Raw genomic sequence first — 21,561 nt, forward strand, 5'->3', positions numbered from 1 at the left:
AGGCCCATCCGAAGATGGGCCTTTTTGTTTGTTACCGCAAACTAACTGGATGCGATTACAAAATCGACAGCGGGTAGTCGACGATCACACGGAACTCTTTCACGTCGCCTTCACCTTCGTCGGCGTTAGCAAAGTGCCAAGCTTGACGGAAGCGGACGGACAGATCTTTTGCCGGGCCAGTCTGAACAACGTACTTGGCTTCGAAGTTGGTTTCGTTGTGCTTGCCATCTTCACCGTACAGGCCGGCGTAAGCGCTGCCTGCTGGAGTGTTGGTACCGTCGATGTCCCAACCTTTCACGTAACGGGTCATGAAGCTCAGACCAGGAACGCCGTACTCAGCCATTTTCAGATCGTAACGGATCTGGGCAGACTTCTCGCCAGGGGCGTTGAAGTCAGAGTACTGGATGGAGTTGGCGAGGAAGATCGAGTCGCCGCCGCGGTTGTTCTTGCCAATACCGACGTAGTCGAATGGAGTATCGCCATTAACCTTTTGGAAGGCCAGGGTGATGGTGTGTGCTTTCAGGAACGACAGAGCAGTGGCCAGCGAGAATGCTGTGTTGCTGATGTCACCGGCTTTCGCGTCACCGGTGTCGGTGGTGCGGTAGATGTTGAAGTCGGTGTTCAGCGACGTGTCACCACCAAATGGAGTGGTGAGGTTCACGTTGGCGTAGTACTGGTTCCAGATGTCTTCCAGCTTGGCGCCATACAGCGATGCGGAAAGGTTATCGGTAATGCCGTACTTGCCACCGAAATAGTCGATGCTGTTGGCTTCAACGCCGGCGTAGTTTGCAAACAGGCCGCCGTCACGGGCGTTTTTGTCCTGGCTGGAACCCGAGTAGAAGTGACCGGCTTCGAGGTCAAGGTCTTTGACTTCGCTGCTCTGCAGTTGGAAACCGCTGGCAACTTGAGGAAGGATACGGGAACCGCCAACAGCAAACACTGGAGCAGTGCTTGGCGACATGTCGCCGAATTTCAGCTCGGTTTTGGAGATGCGGACTTTAACGGCCCCCCCAGCTTTACCCTGGCTGTCGTTGACGTCGCGGCCACCGTTGGCGTTGACGGTGTCGCTACGGCTCATGTTGCCCGAACCGGAAGTGCCATCGCCGCCATCCAGTTTGATGGCCAGGTAACCGAACGCATCAACGCCGACACCAATGAGACCTTGGGTGTAACCGGAGTTGTAGGTACCCCAAATACCTTGGGTCCAGTCTTTGACGTCGCGGGCGCCATCTTTGTTGTCACGGTTGAAGTAGTAGTTGCGAACCAGCAAGTTCAGCGTGCTGTCTTCAACAAAACCTTTGGCTTCAGCCTGGTCACTTACGAAAGGTGCGGCCGTAGCCATTTGAGTACTGGCTGCTGCTGCAACTGCCAGTGCGATCATGCTCCACTTCATCACGCGCATCGTGATTTGCTCCTTTGGTTTTAGAAGAGTACTGCCGTCCCACCTGATTTATTATCTGGGCGGCTCTTTCTTTTTGTGTCGGCGCAAACTTATATCACGCCGACCATGTTGGCGATACTTGCGCATCTAACCTTTCAGCTTCTTTACGACCCTGTCGCAAACGGCTTGGTAGATGTCGCAAATTTACAGCCTCGACGCAAGCGGACTGACAACTTTTAGCGTTGTTTTCCAGGGCCTGAGCATCGGTAAAAAGAGTCCCTGGTGAAACGCTTGAATCTCCATCGGGCAACCCTGCCACTGTTTTTATTTGCCTTAAGGCTTCCACTTCCAGCGGACGCTTTAGAGGCGATGTGGGTGTGAATGCAACAAGCGTGCACAAATCAGAATCCTGCTGGTTTTTTTTCTGAAAGCCTGCCTGTCGCTGTAAAAACCTCATAAAACCGGGGTGTTCAAGCACGTTTTGTTCGGGCTTGACGCCATGGTTTGCATCGTGTTGTACCCGCATGGCCGACTGCGTGACAACCAAAAATGTTACCGGTTCACCCCACCAGTGAGTAAATGGGGGGTGCCTGACCGACTCAGCGTAGACGCACTGTGCGGTTTTGGTGCAAAAAATTTTAATCGCTGTACTGAATTCATACAGTGCGGCCGTTTGCCAAATTCGAACGCGTCGTTGTTTATCAGTCAGTTCGGCGTTTTTTGTGTGGCTGCTGGTTCTGTAATGGTGCGTCCTGATCGAAAACGACTCATATCGGGGCGCGCGACCGGTCGTTTGTGGTTTTTCGGGTTGGCTTCGACCATGGTTCGTCGTGAAGCCAGCGGCGTTCGCAGGTATGCTGCCGTCCTGTCGCTTGGTGCGCCGTCTCTCGGGATGGACGCTAAGCTGAAATTGATGACCCGGCGGGAGTGCGCACAGTGTTCGCTTTAGATCCACGGCTTCAACAAGACACGTTACCGATCGGGGATTTCCCACTCTGCCGGTTGCTGCTGTCCAATGATTCGAACTACCCCTGGTTCATTCTGGTGCCACGTCGCGACGATATCAGTGAGATATTTCAGTTGGATGTCGCAGATCAACTGCAGCTGTGGCAGGAAACGACCGCACTGGCGGAAATGCTCAAGGACTCGTTTGACGCGGACAAGTTGAATGTCGCGGCCCTGGGTAACGTTGTCAGTCAGTTGCACATGCATGTGATTGTGCGCAAGCGTGAGGATGCCGCCTGGCCGGCGCCGGTCTGGGGTAAACATCCAGCCAAGCCTTATAACTCAGAGCAGATCGCGTTGATTCGCGAACGGTTGCGCCTGGTATTGACCGATGATTTTACGTTTCTGGAGGGTTGAATCATGAGCCTGGAAGATCGCGTTACCGATCTGGAGAGCCAGCTGGCGTTTCAGGATGACACCATCCAGGCATTGAGTGATGTGCTGGCGACGCAGCAGCGTGCGGTTGAGCGCCTGCAACTGCAAATGACCGCCTTGCTCAAGCGGCAAGAGGAAATGGCCGGTCAGTTCGAGACGTTTGAAGAAGAAGCGCCACCGCCGCATTACTGAGTGTGACCAACAGACGGGCAACAAAAAACCGCGAACAGCCTGGCTGTTCGCGGTTTTTTTTAGCCTTGAATCAGCGACGCGGCAGAGCGGCGATCACATCTTCGGCTTGCAAGCCCTTGTCACGGTTCATGACAGAGAACTCCACCCGCTGGCCTTCGACCAGAACACGATGACCTTCGCCACGAATGGCCCGGAAATGCACGAAAATATCATCGCCGGAATCACGGGAAATAAAGCCGAAGCCTTTAGAGGTGTTGAACCACTTTACGGTACCGGTATCGCGGTTGCTCATGTCATAGCTTGGCGAGGCGGCGGCCGGTGAAGATTTGTAGAAACTGATGGCCAGGTGCAGAAGAACGGCAATCAAGGCAGCGACCAGGCTGAACAGAACAGCAGGTTGACCGGCAATGACAGGCATTGGTGCGATCAGCGTCAGGGTTTGCAGGACGACGGTCAGAACCAGCAGGGCGCTGACCAGGTTTTGCAGTTGATGACGCGGGCCTTTGTTCCAGTAAGGGATAACAGGAGCGAGGGTGAGGTTGAGCAGGCCGAAAAAGGCCAGGTACAGCGCATCAGGTTGTTGCAGGTAAGGTACGGCTTCGGATCGCAGGCTAGGGATGAAGGACAACAGCAAGGCTGCTGCGCCCATTAGCAGGTGGACAATTTTCAACATTTTGAGTAACTCACGTTAAGACGGATCACAAGGAAGAGCTGATTGAGCACGGTTCGCTTCAGAACAATAAGAGGCGTTGGACACGTACCCGGTACCAGCCTATGCGCAGCCCCCGGAAAATAGGCGGTAGCGACACACTGTCTATTTAACAGCAAAGCCTGCAGCTACTCAAATCAGGCAGTCCAGCGGTGCCCTGAGGGTCGATTTGTCGCAGGTAACCGGAGAATCCGGGGCTGCGGGGTGCTGGCAGGCTTGCTAGAGTGGTCCTGCACCTGCTGGATGAATTTCATCACCTTTAGGGGAAACGCATGGCAATCGATATCGGTATCAGTGAAGAGGATCGCAAGTCCATCGTCGACGGACTTTCGCGTCTGCTGTCGGACACTTATGTACTTTATTTGAAAACCCATAACTTCCATTGGAACGTCACCGGTCCGATGTTCCGGACCCTGCACTTGATGTTCGAGGAGCAATATAACGAGTTGGCCCTGGCCGTCGATTCGATTGCCGAGCGAATTCGTGCTCTCGGATTTCCTGCTCCGGGTGCCTATTCTATTTATGCGCGCCTTTCTTCCATTAAGGAGGAGGTGGGTGTGCCCAGTGCCGAAGACATGATCAAGCAACTTGTCGAAGGCCAGGAGGCGGTCACGCGTACTGCGCGCGGGATCTTTCCACTGCTCGACAAGGTAAGTGACGAGCCAACGGCTGACCTCCTGACCCAGCGTATGCAAGTCCACGAGAAAACTGCGTGGATGCTGCGCTCCCTGCTGGACCAGTAACAATATTGGTGCGCGGATGGCACCCTTGGGGTGCTGTTCGCGCCCTGTCTTCTCGTAACTTTATATGTCTTTCTGTTGAATGATTTTACGCCCAGGCGTGTAGGAAATTATCTGGAGTAGGACGGTCTCCATGATCGCCCTTCAGTTGTTGGCTTATCCTACGTTGATGGTCATAAAGTCATCTGGATATAACTTTGCGCCTGCGCTTTTATAGAGAAACAGCTTGTTGCTCTTATAAAAAAGCAAGGATGGCAAAGGAGTGTCAACGATATGGTTTATGAAGACAGGCGAAGCGAGGGGAGTGGCGGTCCAGTCAAGGATATAAGGATCGATCCATTTGTCAGTGAATTTGATATGGGCCTGGCCCAGCCTTTATCCCGATCAGTGCGGTTGAATGGCTTTGCAACCTGTTTACGGCTTGAACAGGTCTATTGGGATATTTTGGGCGACATGGCCAAGGTCAACTGTTGTACGGTCAGTGCGCTGTTGTCCCATGTGGACCGCGAGGTGCATTTGCGTCACGGCGGAGTCAAGAACTTCACCGGGCTGGTGCGGGTTGTGTGCGTCGTGCACAGCCTGAAGGAAGGCGGCTGCGTCGCCATGCCTTAGCCACGGGGGTGGAATGGGTAGAGTGTCGGTCTGTGCAGTCTTACGGCTGCACAGGCTGCATTTAATGGATATAATCCCGCTCTTTGCCGCAAAACCCAGCGTGTGCGGTAGCAATCTGATCGCCGAGACAACCCCCATGCCGATGTACGACTATCAATGTGCTTCCTGTGGTCATCAGTTGGAAGCCATTCAAAAGATCAGCGCAGCACCGCTGGTCGACTGCCCTGCCTGCCAGGCGCCAGAGCTTAAGAAGATGCTGTCCATGCCGGGCTTCCGCCTTAGCGGCACCGGCTGGTACGAAACCGATTTCAAGACCGGTTCCAAGAAGAATCTGGCCGGCGGCGACAAAGCTGACTAGGGTCTTGAACCTGAGTTGAACGACACGTGCGAGCTCTTGCATCATCTGGCGCCTTTCACAAGGGCCGGATATGAGCAAGGTCTCCAACCGAATTTCGAATTACGAGAAGCGAAACCACTACCATGATGCGCAGCCATTATTGCGGCCAACTGAACGAAAGCCTGGAAGGCCAGGAAATTACCCTTTGCGGATGGGTTCACCGTCGCCGTGACCACGGTGGGGTGATTTTCCTCGATATCCGTGATCGTGACGGTCTGGCCCAGGTGGTGTTCGACCCGGACCGCGCTGAATCCTTCGCCGCCGCCGATCGCGTGCGCAGCGAATACGTGGTCAAGATCACCGGCAAGGTTCGCCTGCGTCCGGCCGGTGCCACCAACGCCAACATGGCGTCGGGCATGATCGAAGTGCTGGGCTACGAGCTTGAAGTGCTGAACGAATCGGAAACCCCGCCGTTCCCGCTCAACGAGTTCTCCGACGTCGGCGAAGAAACCCGCCTGCGTTATCGCTTCCTCGATCTGCGTCGCCCGGAAATGCTCGAGAAGCTGCGTCTGCGTTCGCGCATGACCACCAGCATCCGTCGCTTCCTGGACGAGAACGGCTTCCTCGATGTCGAGACGCCGATTCTGACCCGCGCCACGCCAGAAGGCGCTCGCGACTACCTGGTGCCGAGCCGTACTCACGCAGGTAGCTTCTTCGCCTTGCCGCAATCGCCGCAGCTGTTCAAGCAACTGCTGATGGTCGCCGGCTTCGACCGTTACTACCAGATCGCCAAGTGCTTCCGCGACGAAGATCTGCGCGCCGACCGTCAGCCGGAATTCACCCAGATCGACATCGAGACCAGCTTCCTCGATGAAAAAGAGATCATGGGCATCACCGAAAAAATGATCCGCAACCTGTTCAAGGAAGTGCTGGACCTGGAGTTCGGCGACTTCCCGCACATGACCTTCGAAGAGGCCATGCGTCGTTACGGTTCCGACAAGCCGGACCTGCGTAACCCGCTGGAACTGGTTGACGTTGCCGATCAACTGAAAGAAGTCGACTTCAAGGTGTTCAGCGGCCCTGCCAACGACCCGAAATGCCGCGTTGCCGCTCTGCGCGTTCCAGGCGCGGCAAGCATGCCGCGCAAGCAGATCGACGACTACACCAAGTTCGTCGGCATCTACGGTGCCAAGGGCCTGGCGTACATCAAGGTCAACGAGCGCGCCAAAGGCGTTGAAGGTCTGCAATCGCCGATCGTCAAGAACATCCCTGAAGCCAACCTCAATGTGATCCTTGATCGCGTTGGCGCGGTTGACGGCGACATCGTGTTCTTCGGTGCCGACAAAGCCAAGATCGTCAGCGAAGCCCTGGGCGCGCTGCGGATCAAGGTCGGTAACGATCTGAACCTGCTGACCTGCGAGTGGGCACCGATGTGGGTTGTCGACTTCCCGATGTTCGAAGAGAACGACGACGGTAGCTTCACTGCCTTGCACCACCCGTTCACCGCGCCGAAGTGCACCCCGGAAGAACTGGAAGCCAACCCGGCGACCGCTCTGTCCCGTGCCTACGACATGGTCCTGAACGGCACCGAGCTGGGTGGCGGTTCGATCCGTATCCACCGCAAGGAAATGCAACAGTCGGTGTTCCGTCTGTTGGGTATCAGTGAAGCGGAACAGGAAGAGAAATTCGGCTTCCTGCTCGACGCCCTGAAATACGGCGCGCCGCCGCACGGTGGTCTGGCCTTCGGTCTGGACCGTCTGGTGATGCTGATGACCGGCGCCCAGTCGATCCGTGAAGTGATCGCCTTCCCGAAAACCCAGAGCGCCGCTTGCGTCATGACTCAGGCCCCGGGTTTGGTAGATGCCAAGGCACTGCGCGAACTGCACATTCGTCTGCGCGAAACGCCTAAAGCTGAGTAAGGCTGACCAGAAGGGCGCATCTTCGGATGCGCCCTTTCTTTATAGAATGGTCGAGATTTTTATTTGCCGGCTGGCGCGTCATGGCGCGGCGGGCAATGTTTCAAAGAGAATTCGGAGCGAGATATGGCGGGTCATTCCAAGTGGGCGAACATCAAGCACCGCAAAGAACGTCAGGATGCCAAGAAGGGCAAGATTTTCACCAAGTGGATTCGTGAACTGACCGTTGCTGCCCGTCAGGGCGGTAGTGATCCGGGTTCCAACCCGCGTTTGCGTCTGGCGCTGGACAAGGCTCTCGGCGCGAACATGAGCCGCGACATCATTGATCGCGCGGTCGCCCGCGGCGCCGGTGCTGCCGATACCGACGACATGGTCGAGCTGACCTACGAAGGCTACGGCCCGGGCGGCGTGGCGGTGATGGTCGAGTGCATGACTGACAACCGCAATCGCACCGCAGCGGCTGTTCGCCACGCGTTCAGCAAGTGCGGCGGCAACCTCGGTACGGACGGTTCGGTGGCTTATCTGTTCGAGCGCAAGGGGCAGATTTCCTTCGCGCCGGGCGTTGACGAAGATGCGCTGATGGAAGCGGCGATGGAGGCCGATGCCGATGACGTGGTAACCCACGAAGACGGTTCCATCGACGTGTTCACCTCGTTCGCCGGTTTCTACTCTGTGCGTAACGCGCTGGAAGCGGCCGGTTTCAAAGGTGATGACGCGGAAATCGTGATGCTGCCGACCACCAGTGCCGAACTGGACCTGGAAGGCGCCGAGAAGGTTCTCAAGCTGATCGACATGCTTGAAGACCTGGATGACGTGCAGAACGTTTACTCCAACGCGGACATTCCAGAGTCGGTAGCCGCGCAGCTCGGTTGATGCATTTATTAAAGATCGCAGCCTTCACAAAGCCCTACGCTGTACAGGTAGGAGCTGGCGAAGCCTGCGATCTTTTGATTTTTAGCGTTTATTTGAAAAGATCGCAGCCTTCGGCAGCTCCTACAGTTACCCTCGAATATTCGCACTAGCTTTGCAGGCGTTATGACTTTAATTCTTGGTATCGACCCCGGTTCGCGCATTACCGGTTATGGCGTAGTACGTGATACCGGGCGTGGTTGCGTGTACGTGGCGTCGGGCTGCATTCGCACAGGTTCCGGCGAACTGCATGAACGCCTGCAAATCGTCTATCGCGGCGTGCGCGAAGTCATCCAGACCTACGGCCCGGTGACCATGGGCATCGAAAAGGTCTTCATGGCGCGCAACGCCGACTCTGCGCTGAAACTTGGCCAGGCCCGCGGCGCAGCTATTGTTGCCGGGGCGGAAGAAAGCCTGGAAATCGCTGAATACACCGCGACCCAGGTCAAGCAGGCGGTGACCGGCACCGGCGCGGCGAATAAAGAGCAGGTGCAAATGATGGTCATGCATATGTTGAAACTGACCAGCAAACCGCAAATCGATGCCTCGGACGCCTTGGCCATTGCCATTTGCCATGCTCACACCCGTTCCAGCCTGTTGCCGCATGGCCTGGGTACGGCACGCAGTCGTGGCGGGCGCCTGCGTCTCTGATAGCATCAGCAATCATTTTTTATGGAACGAGGGTTTTGCGCCTGTGTCGTCGGCGCAAAACCCTTGTTCTGTCAGTCGCCAGCACTGATCTGGCCAACGCTCAAGGATCTGAAACGTGATTGGACGCTTGCGCGGCACACTGGCTGAGAAACAGCCGCCGCACCTGATTCTGGATGTAAACGGTCTGGGGTATGAGCTGGAAGTGCCCATGACCACGCTTTATCGCTTGCCGTCGGTCGGTGAACCGCTGACGTTGCACACCCATTTGGTCGTACGCGAAGACGCGCAGTTACTCTATGGCTTCTTCGGCAAGCGTGAGCGAGACTTTTTTCGCGAGTTGATCCGTCTCAATGGTGTAGGGCCGAAATTGGCCCTGGCCCTGATGTCGAGCCTGGAAGTCGATGAACTGGTCCGTTGCGTACAGTCCCAGGACACCTCGGCACTGACCAAGGTGCCGGGCGTGGGCAAGAAGACTGCCGAGCGTTTGCTGGTGGAACTCAAGGATCGCTTCAAGGCGTGGGAGACTGTACCGGCGATGTTCGCCCTGGTGCCAAACCAGCCGGGTGGGCCAGATGTGGCTCCTGTCGCCACCGCCGAAAATGACGCGGTCAGCGCGCTGATCTCCCTGGGCTACAAGCCGCAGGAAGCCAGCAAGGCGATTTCTGCGATCAAGGAGAAAGGTTTGAGCAGTGAAGACATGATTCGTCGTGCCCTGAAGGGAATGATCTAAGTGATTGAAGCTGATCGTCTGATTGCCGCCACACCTGGCCCTCGTGACCGCGAGGAAGTCCAGGACCGGGCGATTCGCCCTGTCAGCCTGGCCGAATACATTGGCCAGCCGACCGTACGCGAGCAAATGGAGTTGTTCATCCAGGCTGCCCGTGGGCGCAATGAATCCCTGGACCACACGCTGATTTTCGGTCCGCCGGGTCTGGGTAAAACTACCTTGGCCAACATCATCGCCCAGGAAATGGGGGTCTCGATCAAGAGCACCTCGGGCCCGGTGCTTGAACGCCCGGGTGATCTGGCTGCGTTGCTGACCAATCTTGAGCCACACGACGTGCTGTTCATCGACGAAATCCATCGGCTCTCTCCGATCGTCGAAGAAGTGCTGTACCCGGCCATGGAAGATTTCCAGCTCGACATCATGATCGGCGAAGGGCCGGCCGCGCGCTCGATCAAGCTTGATCTGCCGCCGTTCACCCTGGTCGGTGCGACGACGCGGGCGGGGATGCTGACCAATCCGCTGCGCGACCGTTTCGGCATTGTCCAGCGTCTGGAGTTTTACAACACCGCCGATCTGGCAACGATTGTCAGTCGTTCGGCTACCATCCTCGGCTTGCCCCTGGACCCGGAAGGCGCCTTTGAAATCGCCCGCCGTGCCCGTGGTACGCCGCGGATCGCCAACCGCTTGCTGCGCCGGGTTCGGGATTTTGCCGAAGTTCGCGCCAAGGGCCACATCACCAAACCGATCGCCGACCTGGCCTTGAACCTGCTGGATGTCGACGAGCGTGGTTTCGATCACCAGGATCGACGTCTGTTGTTGACCATGATCGAGAAGTTCGATGGTGGGCCGGTCGGGGTCGATAGCCTCGCTGCAGCCATCAGTGAAGAGCGTCACACTATTGAAGACGTGCTGGAGCCGTACCTGATCCAGCAGGGCTACATCATGCGCACGCCGCGGGGGCGAGTGGTAACCCGGCATGCGTACCTGCACTTCGGTTTAAACATCCCGTCACGATTGGGCGAGATGCCCGTGGTAGACGAGTTCCTCGATGCCGTGGACGATAAATAACCTTTGCGCGCTGATTTATTCGGGGTTTGTGCGGTCTCAGGACCGTACTTTCGCCAGAAAGCCGTGAATCAATGAAAAACAGTTGCCTGGCCGGATTGGCAACCTGAGGAGTAAGCACTAGAGTATGCGCGCGCAAAACGGGCTTGAGCCTTTCGCACTTCGTTGTCGCGTTTATTACGAGGACACCGATGCGGGCGGCATCGTGTATTACGTTAATTACCTCAAGTTTATGGAACGGGCTCGAACCGAGCGGCTCCGGGAGCTGGGCTTTGCCCAATCCCAGCTTGCAGGTGAGGACCTGTTGTTCGTCGTGCATTCCAGCGAAGCGCGTTACCACGCGCCGGCGCGACTGGATGACGAGCTGCTGGTAAGCGCTGAAGTAATCGAATTGAACCGTGTCAGCCTGCGCTTCAAACAGCAGGTCAGGCGAGCCACGGATAATGCGCTGCTCTGCGAAGGGCAGTTTTTGGTGGCCTGTGTGCGCACTAACAGTTTGAAACCCCGGGCCATTCCCGAAGCTCTACGTGCGGCCTTTGCCGACGTGAGCGGCGCGGGTACACACTCAAAGCAGGAGATAAAGCGTGGAAGCTAACGTCGTCGACCATTCCTCCATGTGGAGCCTGGTCAGCAATGCCAGTATCGTGGTGCAACTGGTAATGCTGATCCTGGTAGCCGCATCGGTGACCTCATGGATCATGATCTTTCAGCGCAGCAACCTGCTGCGCGCCGGTCGACGTGCCCTGGAGAGCTTTGAAGAGCGCTTCTGGTCGGGTATCGACCTGTCCAAACTCTACCGTCAGGCCGGCAGCAACCCTGATCCGGATTCGGGCGTAGAGCAGATCTTCCGTGCCGGTTTCAAGGAATTCTCCCGTCTGCGCCAGCAGCCAGGCGTTGACCCGGAAGCGGTCATGGAAGGCGTGGCCCGTGCCATGCGCGTCGCCATTTCCCGCGAAGAAGAAAAGCTCGAACAGAGCCTGCCGTTCCTCGCGACCGTAGGTTCCGTCAGCCCGTACATCGGTCTGTTCGGTACTGTCTGGGGGATCATGAACTCCTTCCGTGGTCTGGCAACTGCCCAGCAAGCGACCCTGGCCACTGTGGCTCCAGGTATCGCCGAGGCACTGATTGCAACCGCGATCGGTCTGTTCGCCGCCATCCCGGCCGTTATCGCTTACAACCGTTTTGCTGCTCGCAGCGAAACCCTGCTGAGCCGTTACTACACCTTCGCCGACGAATTCCAGGCGATCCTGCACCGCAAAGTGCACACCAGCGAAGAATAAGCAGGTAATTTCCAATGGCTTTAATCGCTCGAGCTCGCAAAAAGCGCAAGCCGGTTGCCGAGATGAACGTGGTGCCTTACATCGACGTGATGTTGGTGCTGCTGGTCATCTTCATGGTGACCGCTCCGATGCTCAATCAGGGCGTGAAAGTTGATCTGCCCAAGGTTTCCAGCGAAGCCTTGCCGCAGGACAACAACACCCAGGTCCTGACCATTTCGATCAAGTCTGACAAGACCTACTACTGGAACCTTGGCAGCGAAGTCGACACTGAAAAGCAACAGGACAAGGCCATGACCTTGCCGCAGATGACTGACGCCGTGACCAAGATCATTCGCGCCGGCACTGAAGGTGGCAAGCGTACTCAGGTGTTCATCCGCGGCGACAAGACCGTCGACTACGGTTCCGTCATGGGCGCCATGGGCGGGTTGCAGAAAGCCGGGGTCGGTAATGTTGGCTTGATTACCGAGGCACCCTGATGCAGCAAATGCGAGAGCCGTCCGCCTCGGAAAGCTACTTCTGGCCTAGTGTCTGGGCGCTTGTCTTGCACGTGCTGGTTTTTGGCATGCTGTTCGTCAGTTTCGCCTTCACGCCCGAATTGCCGCCGGCCAAGCCAATTGTCCAGGCGACTCTGTACCAACTGAAATCGAAAAGTCAGGCGACCACCCAGACCAATCAGAAGATTGCGGGTGAGGCGAAGAAATCCGCCGCGCGCCAGACCGAAGTCGAACAGATGGAACAGAAAAAGATCGAGCAGGAAGCGATCAAAGCCGCGGAACAAAAGAAGGAAGATACGGCTCAAAAAGCCGAAGAATCCAAAAAGGCCGACGAGACGAAGAAAGCGGAAGAGGCTAAAAAGGCTGATGAAGCCAAGAAAGCCGATGAAGCGAAGAAGACCGCCGAAGCTAAAAAGGTCGAAGAGAAACAATTGGCTGATATAGCCAAGAAGAAGTCTGAAGAAGAAGCCAAGAAAGCAGCTGAAGAAGAGGCCAAGAAAGCGGCCGCTGAAGAAGCGAAGAAAAAGATCGTCGAAGACGCGAAGAAGAAAGCCGCGGAAGACGCCAAGAAGAAATCTGAAGCTGAAGACGCGAAGAAGAAAGTCGCGGAAGACGCGAAGAAGAAAGCTGCTGCCGATGCTGCGAAGAAAAAATCGCAGGAAGCGGCACGTAAATCCGCCGAAGACAAAAAGGCTCAGGCCCTGGCAGATTTGCTTTCCGACACGCCGCAGCGTCAGCAGGCCTTGGCGGATGAGCAGGGTGACGAAGTCGCCGGTAGTTTCGATGATCTGATCCGTGCTCGTGCAGCGGAAGGCTGGGCTCGTCCACCTTCGGCCCGCAAAGGCATGACAGTCGTGTTGCAAATCGGCATGTTGCCGGACGGTACGTTGACTTCGGTCAGCGTGGCCAAGTCCAGTGGCGATGGTCCGTTTGACGCTTCGGCTGTAGCAGCGGTAAAGAATATTGGACGTTTGACAGAAATGCAGGGAATGAAGCCGAGCGATTTCGCTCCGTATCGTTCATTCAAGATGACATTCACACCTGAGGATCTAGCCTTGTGAGAAACCTTCTTCGAGGAATGCTTGTCGTTATCTGCTGCATGGCAGGGATAGCGGCAGCCGATGAAAAAAACATTCTGGTCACCAGCGGCAGTGATCGGGCCACCCCGATCGCAGTCGTTCCGTTTGGCAACCAGGGCGGCAGCGTGCTGCCGGACGACATGGCCGAAATCATCGGTAACGACCTGCGCAACTCGGGTTACTACTCGCCGATTCCAAAACAGAACATGATCAGCCAGCCAAGCCAGGCCAGCGAAATCATCTTCCGTGACTTCAAGGCGCTGGGTGCCCAGTACGTCATGGTCGGCAGCATTGCTCCTGCGGGCGGTCGCCTGCAGGTTCAATACGCACTGTTCAACGTCGCCACCGAGCAGCAAGTGCTGACCGGCAGCGTGTCGGGCAGCGTTGATCAACTGCGCGACATGTCGCACTACATTGCGGACCAGTCGTTCGAAAAACTCACCGGTATTAAAGGTGCGTTCTCGACTCGCCTGTTGTACGTGACGGCCGAGCGTTTCTCCGAGAAGAACACTCGCTACACGCTGCAACGTTCGGACTATGACGGTGCCCGTGCTGTGACCCTGCTGCAATCGCGCGAGCCGATCCTGTCGCCGCGTTTCGCACCGGACGGCAAGCGCATCGCTTATGTGTCGTTCGAGCAGAAGCGTCCGCGTATCTTCATGCAGAACATCGACACCGGTCGCCGTGAGCAGATCACCAACTTCGAAGGCCTGAATGGCGCGCCAGCATGGTCGCCTGATGGCAATCGCCTGGCATTCGTACTGTCGAAAGATGGTAACCCGGACATCTACGTGATGAACCTGGGTTCGCGTCAGATCACTCGCGTTACTAACGGTCCTGGCATCAATACCGAACCGTTCTGGGGTAAAGATGGTTCGACCATCTACTTCACCTCGGACCGTGGCGGCAAGCCGCAGATCTACAAAACCAGCGCAGGCGGTGGTGGTGCGGAACGTGTGACCTTTATCGGTAACTACAACGCCAACCCTAAGCTTTCGGCTGATGAAAAGACCCTGGTGATGATCCATCGTCAGGAAGGTTTCACTAATTTCAAGGTGGCGGCCCAGGATTTGCAGCGCGGAAGCGTAAAAATCCTCACTGATAGCACTCTGGACGAGTCGCCTACTGTTGCGCCCAACGGCACCATGGTAATCTACGCCACCCGCCAGCAGGGCCGGGGAGTCTTGATGCTCGTGTCCATTAATGGACGCGTAAGGCTCCCGCTTCCTACCGCACAAGGCGAAGTCAGAGAACCTTCCTGGTCCCCTTACCTGAACTGACGCGGCGCTACACGTTGTACTTAACACATTGGGGTTCATTAGGAGTTTCACGATGGAAATGCTGAAGTTTGGTAAATTTGCTGCGCTGGCTCTGGCCATGGCTGTAGCTGTAGGTTGCTCGTCCAAAGGCGGCGACAATGCCGGTGAAGGCGCTGTAGATCCAAACGCTGGTTACGGCGCAAACACTGGTGCAGTTGACGGCTCCCTGAGCGAAGAAGCTGCTCTGCGCGCTATCACCACTTTCTACTTCGAATACGACAGCTCGGACTTGAAGCCAGAAGCCATGCGCGCTCTGGACGTTCACGCCAAAGACCTGAAAGCAAACGGCGCTCGCGTTGTTCTGGAAGGCAACACCGACGAACGTGGTACTCGTGAGTACAACATGGCACTGGGCGAGCGTCGTGCGAAAGCCGTTCAGCGTTACCTGGTACTGCAAGGTGTTTCCCCAGCTCAGCTGGAACTGGTTTCCTACGGCGAAGAGCGTCCAGTTGCTACCGGCAACGACGAGCAGTCCTGGGCTCAAAACCGTCGCGTCGAACTGCGTAAGTAATTCGTCATGCGAACGTGCCGTCGTGCTGTAACTGTTTTGGCTCTCAGCCTCGCACCGCTTGCGGTGTGGGCTGCGGTTCCTGTGGTCGATAACGACTCCGGCTATACCAATAGCGGGACTAGTAATCCGCCTGCAGGTTACGGTACGAACGGCGCCTATGCCGGGGGAGGGGTTTCGGCCCCTGTCTCGGCACAGGGCGAGCTGTTCAACCAACTGCAATCTATGCAGGAGCAGATCTCGCGCCAACAAGGCATCATCGAAGTTCTGCAAAATGATGTAGCGCGCATGAAGCAAGAGAACCTGGAGCGATATCAGGATCTTGATCGGCGCATAGGAACCGGCGTTGCACCAGCCGCGACTCCTGATAATTCTTCCACCGGTGGCAGTTTGAATGCCCCCGGTGCAGCAGCGGGCGCAGCCGCAGGAGCGGCAGCCGCTCAGGCGCCTGCCGCGGGTAGCGAACCGGCTGATCCGGCGAAGGAAAAACTGTATTACGATGCAGCCTTCGACCTGATCAAAGCCAAGGATTTCGACAAGGCCAGCCAGGCTTTTGCCGCATTCCTGCGCAAGTACCCGAACAGCCAGTACGCGGGTAATGCCCAGTACTGGTTGGGCGAAGTGAACCTGGCCAAAGGCGATCTGCAAGGTGCAGGTCAGGCTTTTGCCAAGGTTTCACAGCTGTACCCCAAGCATCCAAAAGTGCCTGATTCGCTGTACAAGCTGGCTGATGTAGAGCGCCGCCTTGGTCATCCCGACAAGGTCAAAGGAATTCTGCAACAGGTAGTGTCCCAATATCCGGGCACTTCCGCCGCTCAACTGGCTCAGCGTGATCTGCAAAAAATGTAAGGCTGCTTGACCTGTTTCGAAGAAACCCGCGCTTGTCGCGGGTTTTTTCGTTAGAATTCACGCCCTTTTTATGAAACACGCTTTTTGGGATCTGCGCGGTGGCGGGGTTCCTTGAAGTGCCTGACGGAGGCGGACAGCCTGTTTAGCTGTTATGCCCGTGGCGACTATGCAAGACACATTGAGAATCACCGAAGTTTTCTACTCGTTGCAGGGTGAAACGCGGACTGCCGGGCTGCCCACTGTTTTTGTGCGCCTGACCGGTTGCCCATTGCGTTGCCAATACTGCGACAGCGCCTACGCGTTCACAGGCGGCACCATTCGCACGCTCGACGACATCCTCGAGCAAGTGGCCGGTTTTCGCCCGCGTTACGTCTGTGTCACCGGCGGCGAGCCGCTGGCACAACCCAACGCCATCCCATTGCTCAAGCAGTTGTGTGACGCCGGTTACGAGGTCTCGCTGGAAACCAGCGGTGCCCTGGATATCTCGGCGGTCGATCCACGGGTCAGTCGCGTCGTCGACCTGAAAACCCCGGGTTCGAAAGAAGCTCACCGCAACCGCTACGAGAACATCGAGCTGCTCACGCGCAACGATCAGGTGAAGTTCGTCATCTGCTCGCGGGAAGACTATGACTGGGCCGTGTCCAAGCTGATCCAGTACGGTCTGGATCAGCGCGCCGGCGAAGTCCTGTTTTCGCCAAGTCACCATGACCTCAATGCTCGGGACCTGGCTGACTGGGTGGTGGCGGACAACCTGCCAGTGCGTCTGCAATTGCAGTTGCATAAATATCTTTGGAATGACGAGCCGGGGCGCTGAAATGACTGAACAACTGAACACTACCGAAAAACGTGCAGTCATCTTGCTGTCCGGCGGCCTGGACTCGGCGACCGTTGTGGCGATGGCTCGTGCTGAAGGTTACAGCTGCTACACCATGAGCTTCGATTACGGTCAGCGGTCCCAGGCAGAGTTACATGCCGCCGCACGCGTTGCCCGTGACCTGGGTGTGGTCGAGCACAAGGTGATCGGTCTCAACCTGAATGGTATGGGCGGCTCGGCGCTGACAGACAGTAGCATCGACATTCCGGAGGAACTGGGGGAGGGCATTCCAGTGACTTACGTGCCGGCGCGCAACACCGTGTTTCTCTCCTTGGCGTTAGGCTGGGCCGAAGTGCTGGGCGCGCGTGACATCTTTATTGGCGTGAACGCCGTGGATTACTCCGGTTACCCAGACTGCCGTCCCGAGTTCATCGAGTCCTTCGAGCGCATGGCCAATCTGGCGACCAAGGCTGGTGTAGAAGGCAATGGTTTCCGTATTCAGGCGCCACTGCAGAACCTGAGCAAGGCGCAGATCGTCCAGGCAGGTGTGAAACTGGGTGTCGATTATGGGCTGACTGTTTCCTGCTATCAGGCCGACGATAAAGGCCGTGCATGCGGTAAATGCGACAGCTGCCGCCTGCGTGCAGAAGGCTTTGCGGCAGCCGGAATCAGCGACCCAACACCTTATTTTTGATTTATTTCAAATTAGGTGTTGAATAGTCCTTAAAAATCAGTATTATACGCGCCACCACACAGCGGGTCGTTAGCTCAGTTGGTAGAGCAGTTGGCTTTTAACCAATTGGTCGTAGGTTCGAATCCCACACGACCCACCATTTTTGTAGCAGTTTTAAAAGTCTGGAAGGCCCACGCAAGTGAGGATTTCCGGATTTTTTTTTGCCCGCGATTTGAGCTCGCATCAAAGCGTGGCTACACCGTGACGCAGGTCAGAATCATCTTTTGCATCCACGGGATATTCTGTAGCCTTGCGCAGCTTCAATGTTGTCCGTGCCTGATGATACTCACTCTCCCGGCGGTACCCTGAAGGGTCCGGAGCCGGGTGTATACTCGACTTTCGCGCGAAAGCGCCTGCAGGTCTTGCGAACATGACGCAGATTTCCGAACGCCTTCTGGTTCAAGCCCACCTCGACGCCAAACAGCCCAAGCCGCTGACTGCCGAGGAGGAGGCCTATTACCGTGCCGCCATCGCTGCCGAGCTCAAGGCTCAGGATGCGGTGCTGGTTGCTCACTTCTATTGCGATCCGGTTATTCAGGCCCTGGCCGAAGAAACCGGCGGTTGCGTCTCCGACTCGCTGGAGATGGCCCGCTTCGGCAATGCTCACCCGGCCAAGACCGTGGTGGTCGCCGGTGTGAAGTTCATGGGCGAGACCGCCAAAATCCTCAACCCTGAAAAACGCATCCTGATGCCAACCCTGGAAGCGACCTGCTCGCTGGATCTGGGTTGCCCGGTGGACGAGTTCTCGGCGTTCTGTGATCAGCACCCGGAGCGTACTGTGGTGGTGTATGCCAACACGTCGGCGGCGGTCAAAGCCCGCGCGGATTGGGTGGTGACTTCCAGCTGCGCGCTGGAGATCGTCGAAAGCCTGATGGATAACGGCGAAACCATCATTTGGGGGCCGGACAAACACCTGGGCACCTACATCCAGCGTCAGACCGGTGCGGACATGCTGCTGTGGGACGGTGCCTGCATTGTTCACGAAGAGTTCAAGTCCAAGCAGCTCGAAGACATGAAGGCGCTGTACCCGGACGCAGCGATTCTGGTGCATCCGGAGTCGCCGACGGCGGTGATCGAGTTGGCGGATGCCGTCGGCTCCACCAGTCAGTTGATTGCGGCAGCCCAGAGCCTGCCAAACAAGACCTTTATCGTCGCCACTGATCGCGGCATCTTCTACAAGATGCAGCAGCTGTGCCCGGACAAGGTCTTCATCGAAGCGCCAACGGCCGGTAACGGCGCAGCGTGCCGCAGTTGCGCACATTGCCCGTGGATGGCGATGAATACCCTTGAGCGCGTGCTCAAGAGCTTGAAGGAAGGGACTAACGAGATCTTTGTTGATCCAGCGCTGATTCCACAAGCGATTCGGCCGCTCAAGCGCATGCTCGACTTCACGCAGGCAGCGCGGATGAAGCTGGCCGGTAACGCTTAAGGCCAAGATCAAAAGATCGCAGCCTTCGGCAGCTCCTACAGGTGTACATAGAACCGTGTAGGAGCTGCCGAAGGCTGCGATCTTTTTTGTGGCCGTTATTTGGTTTTCTTTGGGATCCGCACGAGCTGGGTATTGGAGTAGATGTCATGCCAGCTGCGTTTCTGTTTGTCGAACAGCGACCAGAAGAAACCCAGCCCGACGCACAGCAAGGACGCGATCGACACCACAAAGCGCAGCAACGCCTGCCACAGGCTGATGGATGAACCGTCGGCGTTTTGCACGCGTATGCACCAGACCTGCATCCCCAAGGTCTGACCGGACCAGGTCCAGAACTTGGCGAAGAAGCCGAACAGCACAAACAGCAGCACCGTCGACAGCAATGGATCGCCGTCCAGCGCGCCGGCTTCGGTCAAGGTGCGCATTTTGTCTTCGCCGATGATCGCCATCTGGATCATCTTGTAAATCCCGCTGGTGACGATCAGCAGGGCGGTACACAACAGGAAGTCATAGAACATCGCTGCCAGGCGGCGACCCAGGGTGACGGCGGGAAAGTCGCCCTGGGGTTTGAGAAGATGTTTCGACATGGCAGCCTCTGGATGGAAAAAAGAAGCCATTTTACGGATTTACGCGCACAAAAAAGCCCCTGATGTCAGCATCAGGGGCTTTTTCGTTACAGAAGATTAGGCTTCTGCTTGTACTTCGTCAGCCTGCATGCCTTTCTGGCCTTGCACAGCAACGAAAGTCACTTTCTGGCCTTCTTTCAGGCTCTTGAAGCCGTTGCCCTGAATAGCGCGGAAATGCACGAACAGATCCGGACCGCTTTCTGGAGTGATAAAACCAAAACCTTTCTCGTCGTTAAACCACTTGACGGTACCGCTCTGACGTTGGGACATTTCTTATTTCCTTTGACGCAAAAATTAATGACAGCCTCCTTCTTGTGAAAGAGTACTGGGGCTGGTTGCAGGAGAGTAAGAAGACGTCGAACGGGATGTAGCTAACTTGTAGGCTACTGCCCAGGTCACGATTCCAAGCGACCCATGCAAACACAGTGAACAAACTCTACGCCAACTACGGGAGAAAAAACAAGCCCTGTGGAGGGCCCGTATTTGCTCGCGCCGGGGCGTTTATGCCGCAACTAGTGTTGGCTTATGCAATCGCCGTGTTCAATTGTTTTCGATCGTTATAAGCAAAGTTCATAAACGAAGCTTATAGGTAAAGTGATGCACTGTTTTATGGCGGTTGCGTTACACATTAGTGCGCTGTTAACGCAACCGCGTTACTTATAGAAACAGTCAATCAGCCACGGTAGTAGCGTTGTGGAACAAATGGCATTTTGCTTACAAGCAAAGGCACCTTTTTCCCACGAACAATCGCCCACACCGGGGTATCGAGAGCGATGTAAGCACTATCGACGTAACCCATCGCCAAAGGGCCGCCCAAGGTCGGACCGAAGCCACCGCTGCAAACCGCACCAATGATGTCGCCTGCTTCATTGACGATTTCTGCACCTTCGCGCACCGGCGTGCGTTCCTGAGGCAACAGGCCCACGCGCTTGCGGCTGACACCGGCTTGTTGCTGTCCGAACACGGTTTCTGCGCCGGGGAAGCCGCCAGCCCGAGCGCCATCAGCGCGACGAGGCTTGGAGATGGCCCACAGCAGGCTTGCTTCGATCGGGGTGGTCTCGGTGTTCATGTCGTGGCCGTAGAGGCACAGGCCGGCTTCCAGGCGCAGGGAGTCGCGAGCGCCAAGGCCGATGGCCGCTACTTCAGGTTCGGCCAGCAGGGCGCGAGCCAGGGCTTCAGCGTTGGCGGCCGGCACGGAGATTTCGTAACCGTCTTCACCGGTGTAGCCCGAACGGCTGACAAAGCAGTCCACACTCAGCAGTTTCACGCGGGCGAACTGCATGAAGGTCATCTTCGCCACTTCAGGCGCCAGGCGCGCGAGTACGGTGACGGCGGCCGGACCTTGCAGTGCGAGCAGGGCGCGTTCTTCAAACAGCGGCTCGATAGTGCACTGATCGCCGATGTGTTTGCGCAGATGCGCCAGGTCCTGGTCCTTGCAGGCGGCGTTGACCACCAGGAACAGTTCGTCGTTACCCAGGTTGGCGACCATCAGGTCGTCGAGGATGCCGCCGGTCTCGTTGGTGAACATCGCGTAACGCTGCATGCCCACCGGCAGGTCGATGATGTCGACCGGCACCAGGCTTTCCAGCGCCTTGGCGGCATTGGCGCCGGTCAGGCGGATCTGGCCCATGTGCGAGACATCGAACAGCCCGGCCTGATCACGGGTGTGCTGGTGTTCTTTCATCACACCGAGCGGGTATTGCACCGGCATGTCGTAGCCAGCAAACGGCACCATGCGGGCGCCGAGTTCGATGTGCAGTGCGTGCAGCGGGGTTTTCGACAGTTGTTCGGTGGACATATTCAGCTCCTGAAAA

Annotated in this window: 26 protein-coding genes and 1 tRNA gene; 21 read left to right on the plus strand and 6 right to left on the minus strand. The window is 56.7% G+C overall.

Annotation, left to right across the window (positions count from 1 at the left end):
- Positions 1 to 55: 55 nt before the first annotated feature.
- Positions 56 to 1,402, minus strand: a complete 1,347-nt coding sequence (locus tag ACA079_RS06075) for an OprD family porin (RefSeq protein WP_497702906.1) — start codon at positions 1,400 to 1,402, stop codon at positions 56 to 58.
- A 94-nt stretch (positions 1,403 to 1,496) separates the two neighbouring features.
- Positions 1,497 to 1,907 (minus strand): hypothetical protein, encoded by a 411-nt coding sequence (locus ACA079_RS06080; RefSeq protein WP_497702907.1) that lies wholly within the window; start codon positions 1,905 to 1,907, stop codon positions 1,497 to 1,499.
- A gap of 410 nt (positions 1,908 to 2,317) precedes the next feature.
- Between ACA079_RS06080 and ACA079_RS06085 the strand changes: the two genes are divergently transcribed.
- Both ACA079_RS06085 and ACA079_RS06090 read left to right on the plus strand, forming a co-directional pair.
- Entirely contained in the window at positions 2,318 to 2,743 is a 426-nt protein-coding gene (locus ACA079_RS06085; RefSeq protein ID WP_497702908.1) for an HIT domain-containing protein, read from the plus strand.
- 3 nt (positions 2,744 to 2,746) lie between these two features.
- Complete coding sequence (locus ACA079_RS06090; protein WP_046049666.1) at positions 2,747 to 2,953, plus strand: SlyX family protein; 207 nt, start codon at positions 2,747 to 2,749, stop codon at positions 2,951 to 2,953.
- Positions 2,954 to 3,023: 70 nt separating this feature from the next.
- On the opposite strand, the gene ACA079_RS06095 is transcribed toward ACA079_RS06090, so the two are convergent.
- Positions 3,024 to 3,626 carry a cold-shock protein gene (locus tag ACA079_RS06095; RefSeq protein ID WP_008147390.1) on the minus strand — a complete coding sequence of 201 codons (603 nt, stop codon included), beginning with the start codon at positions 3,624 to 3,626 and terminating at the stop codon, positions 3,024 to 3,026.
- Positions 3,627 to 3,934: 308 nt separating this feature from the next.
- Here ACA079_RS06095 and ACA079_RS06100 point away from each other — a divergent pair, with 308 nt between their 5' ends.
- The 19 genes from ACA079_RS06100 to nadA all read left to right on the plus strand — a co-directional run bounded on the left by ACA079_RS06100 (position 3,935) and on the right by nadA (position 19,124).
- The gene (locus ACA079_RS06100; RefSeq protein ID WP_129437851.1) at positions 3,935 to 4,405 is read left to right on the plus strand and encodes a Dps family protein; all 471 of its coding nucleotides are present in this window, start codon (positions 3,935 to 3,937) and stop codon (positions 4,403 to 4,405) included.
- A gap of 270 nt (positions 4,406 to 4,675) precedes the next feature.
- A complete protein-coding gene (locus ACA079_RS06105; protein WP_497633138.1) occupies positions 4,676 to 5,014 on the plus strand; it encodes a ribbon-helix-helix domain-containing protein in 339 nt (112 codons plus the stop codon).
- Between the two features lie 136 nt (positions 5,015 to 5,150).
- Positions 5,151 to 5,372, plus strand: coding sequence for an FmdB family zinc ribbon protein (locus ACA079_RS06110; protein WP_010457489.1), 222 nt, complete (start codon positions 5,151 to 5,153; stop codon positions 5,370 to 5,372).
- Positions 5,373 to 5,494: 122 nt separating this feature from the next.
- Positions 5,495 to 7,270, plus strand: coding sequence for an aspartate--tRNA ligase (aspS, locus tag ACA079_RS06115; RefSeq protein WP_497702909.1), 1,776 nt, complete (start codon positions 5,495 to 5,497; stop codon positions 7,268 to 7,270).
- Positions 7,271 to 7,393: 123 nt separating this feature from the next.
- On the plus strand, positions 7,394 to 8,140 hold the full coding sequence (locus ACA079_RS06120; protein ID WP_129437845.1) for a YebC/PmpR family DNA-binding transcriptional regulator: 747 nt from the start codon (positions 7,394 to 7,396) through the stop codon (positions 8,138 to 8,140).
- A gap of 162 nt (positions 8,141 to 8,302) precedes the next feature.
- A complete protein-coding gene (ruvC, locus tag ACA079_RS06125; RefSeq protein ID WP_008147379.1) occupies positions 8,303 to 8,827 on the plus strand; it encodes a crossover junction endodeoxyribonuclease RuvC in 525 nt (174 codons plus the stop codon).
- A gap of 115 nt (positions 8,828 to 8,942) precedes the next feature.
- Positions 8,943 to 9,557: a Holliday junction branch migration protein RuvA gene (ruvA, locus tag ACA079_RS06130; protein ID WP_077748709.1), complete on the plus strand. Its 615-nt coding sequence runs from the start codon at positions 8,943 to 8,945 to the stop codon at positions 9,555 to 9,557.
- Positions 9,558 to 10,622, plus strand: coding sequence for a Holliday junction branch migration DNA helicase RuvB (gene ruvB, locus ACA079_RS06135; protein WP_497702910.1), 1,065 nt, complete (start codon positions 9,558 to 9,560; stop codon positions 10,620 to 10,622).
- A 124-nt stretch (positions 10,623 to 10,746) separates the two neighbouring features.
- Positions 10,747 to 11,214, plus strand: a complete 468-nt coding sequence (gene ybgC, locus ACA079_RS06140; protein ID WP_008147372.1) for a tol-pal system-associated acyl-CoA thioesterase — start codon at positions 10,747 to 10,749, stop codon at positions 11,212 to 11,214.
- Entirely contained in the window at positions 11,204 to 11,899 is a 696-nt protein-coding gene (gene tolQ, locus ACA079_RS06145) for a protein TolQ (protein WP_046049659.1), read from the plus strand. The genes ybgC and tolQ overlap by 11 nt, the downstream gene beginning before the upstream one ends.
- A 23-nt stretch (positions 11,900 to 11,922) precedes the next feature.
- A complete protein-coding gene (gene tolR / locus ACA079_RS06150) occupies positions 11,923 to 12,375 on the plus strand; it encodes a protein TolR (RefSeq protein ID WP_162556275.1) in 453 nt (150 codons plus the stop codon).
- Positions 12,375 to 13,454 (plus strand): cell envelope integrity protein TolA, encoded by a 1,080-nt coding sequence (tolA, locus tag ACA079_RS06155; protein ID WP_497702911.1) that lies wholly within the window; start codon positions 12,375 to 12,377, stop codon positions 13,452 to 13,454. Before tolR ends, tolA begins: the two co-directional genes overlap by 1 nt.
- 17 nt (positions 13,455 to 13,471) lie before the next feature.
- Positions 13,472 to 14,752, plus strand: a complete 1,281-nt coding sequence (gene tolB, locus ACA079_RS06160; protein WP_166675809.1) for a Tol-Pal system beta propeller repeat protein TolB — start codon at positions 13,472 to 13,474, stop codon at positions 14,750 to 14,752.
- 52 nt (positions 14,753 to 14,804) lie between these two features.
- A complete protein-coding gene (pal, locus tag ACA079_RS06165; protein WP_003178634.1) occupies positions 14,805 to 15,302 on the plus strand; it encodes a peptidoglycan-associated lipoprotein Pal in 498 nt (165 codons plus the stop codon).
- Between the two features lie 6 nt (positions 15,303 to 15,308).
- On the plus strand, positions 15,309 to 16,148 hold the full coding sequence (ybgF, locus tag ACA079_RS06170) for a tol-pal system protein YbgF (protein WP_497702912.1): 840 nt from the start codon (positions 15,309 to 15,311) through the stop codon (positions 16,146 to 16,148).
- 166 nt (positions 16,149 to 16,314) lie between these two features.
- Complete coding sequence (gene queE / locus ACA079_RS06175) at positions 16,315 to 16,962, plus strand: 7-carboxy-7-deazaguanine synthase QueE (protein ID WP_129437837.1); 648 nt, start codon at positions 16,315 to 16,317, stop codon at positions 16,960 to 16,962.
- A 1-nt stretch (position 16,963) separates the two neighbouring features.
- Positions 16,964 to 17,656 carry a 7-cyano-7-deazaguanine synthase QueC gene (gene queC, locus ACA079_RS06180; protein WP_497702913.1) on the plus strand — a complete coding sequence of 231 codons (693 nt, stop codon included), beginning with the start codon at positions 16,964 to 16,966 and terminating at the stop codon, positions 17,654 to 17,656.
- Between the two features lie 63 nt (positions 17,657 to 17,719).
- A tRNA-Lys gene (locus ACA079_RS06185) sits at positions 17,720 to 17,795 on the plus strand.
- A 270-nt stretch (positions 17,796 to 18,065) separates the two neighbouring features.
- Complete coding sequence (gene nadA, locus ACA079_RS06190) at positions 18,066 to 19,124, plus strand: quinolinate synthase NadA (protein ID WP_497702914.1); 1,059 nt, start codon at positions 18,066 to 18,068, stop codon at positions 19,122 to 19,124.
- Between the two features lie 95 nt (positions 19,125 to 19,219).
- Here the strand turns inward: nadA and ACA079_RS06195 are convergent, their stop codons facing one another.
- The 3 genes from ACA079_RS06195 to gcvT all read right to left on the minus strand — a co-directional run bounded on the left by ACA079_RS06195 (position 19,220) and on the right by gcvT (position 21,545).
- Positions 19,220 to 19,708: an RDD family protein gene (locus tag ACA079_RS06195; protein ID WP_111451447.1), complete on the minus strand. Its 489-nt coding sequence runs from the start codon at positions 19,706 to 19,708 to the stop codon at positions 19,220 to 19,222.
- Positions 19,709 to 19,804: 96 nt separating this feature from the next.
- The gene (locus ACA079_RS06200; RefSeq protein ID WP_003175786.1) at positions 19,805 to 20,017 is read right to left on the minus strand and encodes a cold-shock protein; all 213 of its coding nucleotides are present in this window, start codon (positions 20,015 to 20,017) and stop codon (positions 19,805 to 19,807) included.
- A gap of 403 nt (positions 20,018 to 20,420) precedes the next feature.
- Positions 20,421 to 21,545 carry a glycine cleavage system aminomethyltransferase GcvT gene (gcvT, locus tag ACA079_RS06205; protein ID WP_497702915.1) on the minus strand — a complete coding sequence of 375 codons (1,125 nt, stop codon included), beginning with the start codon at positions 21,543 to 21,545 and terminating at the stop codon, positions 20,421 to 20,423.
- Positions 21,546 to 21,561: the final 16 nt, after the last annotated feature.

The sequence above is a fragment of the Pseudomonas sp. LBUM1645 genome, from assembly GCF_059716185.1.

Bases quoted from the DNA above. Each gene is read 5' to 3' on its own strand.
- ACA079_RS06075 (WP_497702906.1), bottom strand. From the start codon at position 1,402: ATGCGCGTGATGAAGTGGAGCATGATCGCACTGGCAGTTGCAGCAGCA.
- ACA079_RS06080 (WP_497702907.1), bottom strand. From the start codon at position 1,907: ATGCGGGTACAACACGATGCAAACCATGGCGTCAAGCCCGAACAAAAC.
- ACA079_RS06090 (WP_046049666.1), top strand. From the start codon at position 2,747: ATGAGCCTGGAAGATCGCGTTACCGATCTGGAGAGCCAGCTGGCGTTT.
- ACA079_RS06095 (WP_008147390.1), bottom strand. From the start codon at position 3,626: ATGTTGAAAATTGTCCACCTGCTAATGGGCGCAGCAGCCTTGCTGTTG.
- ACA079_RS06100 (WP_129437851.1), top strand. From the start codon at position 3,935: ATGGCAATCGATATCGGTATCAGTGAAGAGGATCGCAAGTCCATCGTC.
- ACA079_RS06105 (WP_497633138.1), top strand. From the start codon at position 4,676: ATGGTTTATGAAGACAGGCGAAGCGAGGGGAGTGGCGGTCCAGTCAAG.
- ACA079_RS06110 (WP_010457489.1), top strand. From the start codon at position 5,151: ATGCCGATGTACGACTATCAATGTGCTTCCTGTGGTCATCAGTTGGAA.
- aspS (WP_497702909.1), top strand. From the start codon at position 5,495: ATGATGCGCAGCCATTATTGCGGCCAACTGAACGAAAGCCTGGAAGGC.
- ACA079_RS06120 (WP_129437845.1), top strand. From the start codon at position 7,394: ATGGCGGGTCATTCCAAGTGGGCGAACATCAAGCACCGCAAAGAACGT.
- ruvC (WP_008147379.1), top strand. From the start codon at position 8,303: ATGACTTTAATTCTTGGTATCGACCCCGGTTCGCGCATTACCGGTTAT.
- ybgC (WP_008147372.1), top strand. From the start codon at position 10,747: ATGCGCGCGCAAAACGGGCTTGAGCCTTTCGCACTTCGTTGTCGCGTT.
- tolA (WP_497702911.1), top strand. From the start codon at position 12,375: ATGCAGCAAATGCGAGAGCCGTCCGCCTCGGAAAGCTACTTCTGGCCT.
- tolB (WP_166675809.1), top strand. From the start codon at position 13,472: ATGCTTGTCGTTATCTGCTGCATGGCAGGGATAGCGGCAGCCGATGAA.
- pal (WP_003178634.1), top strand. From the start codon at position 14,805: ATGGAAATGCTGAAGTTTGGTAAATTTGCTGCGCTGGCTCTGGCCATG.
- ybgF (WP_497702912.1), top strand. From the start codon at position 15,309: ATGCGAACGTGCCGTCGTGCTGTAACTGTTTTGGCTCTCAGCCTCGCA.
- queE (WP_129437837.1), top strand. From the start codon at position 16,315: ATGCAAGACACATTGAGAATCACCGAAGTTTTCTACTCGTTGCAGGGT.
- queC (WP_497702913.1), top strand. From the start codon at position 16,964: ATGACTGAACAACTGAACACTACCGAAAAACGTGCAGTCATCTTGCTG.
- nadA (WP_497702914.1), top strand. From the start codon at position 18,066: ATGACGCAGATTTCCGAACGCCTTCTGGTTCAAGCCCACCTCGACGCC.
- ACA079_RS06195 (WP_111451447.1), bottom strand. From the start codon at position 19,708: ATGTCGAAACATCTTCTCAAACCCCAGGGCGACTTTCCCGCCGTCACC.
- ACA079_RS06200 (WP_003175786.1), bottom strand. From the start codon at position 20,017: ATGTCCCAACGTCAGAGCGGTACCGTCAAGTGGTTTAACGACGAGAAA.
- gcvT (WP_497702915.1), bottom strand. From the start codon at position 21,545: ATGTCCACCGAACAACTGTCGAAAACCCCGCTGCACGCACTGCACATC.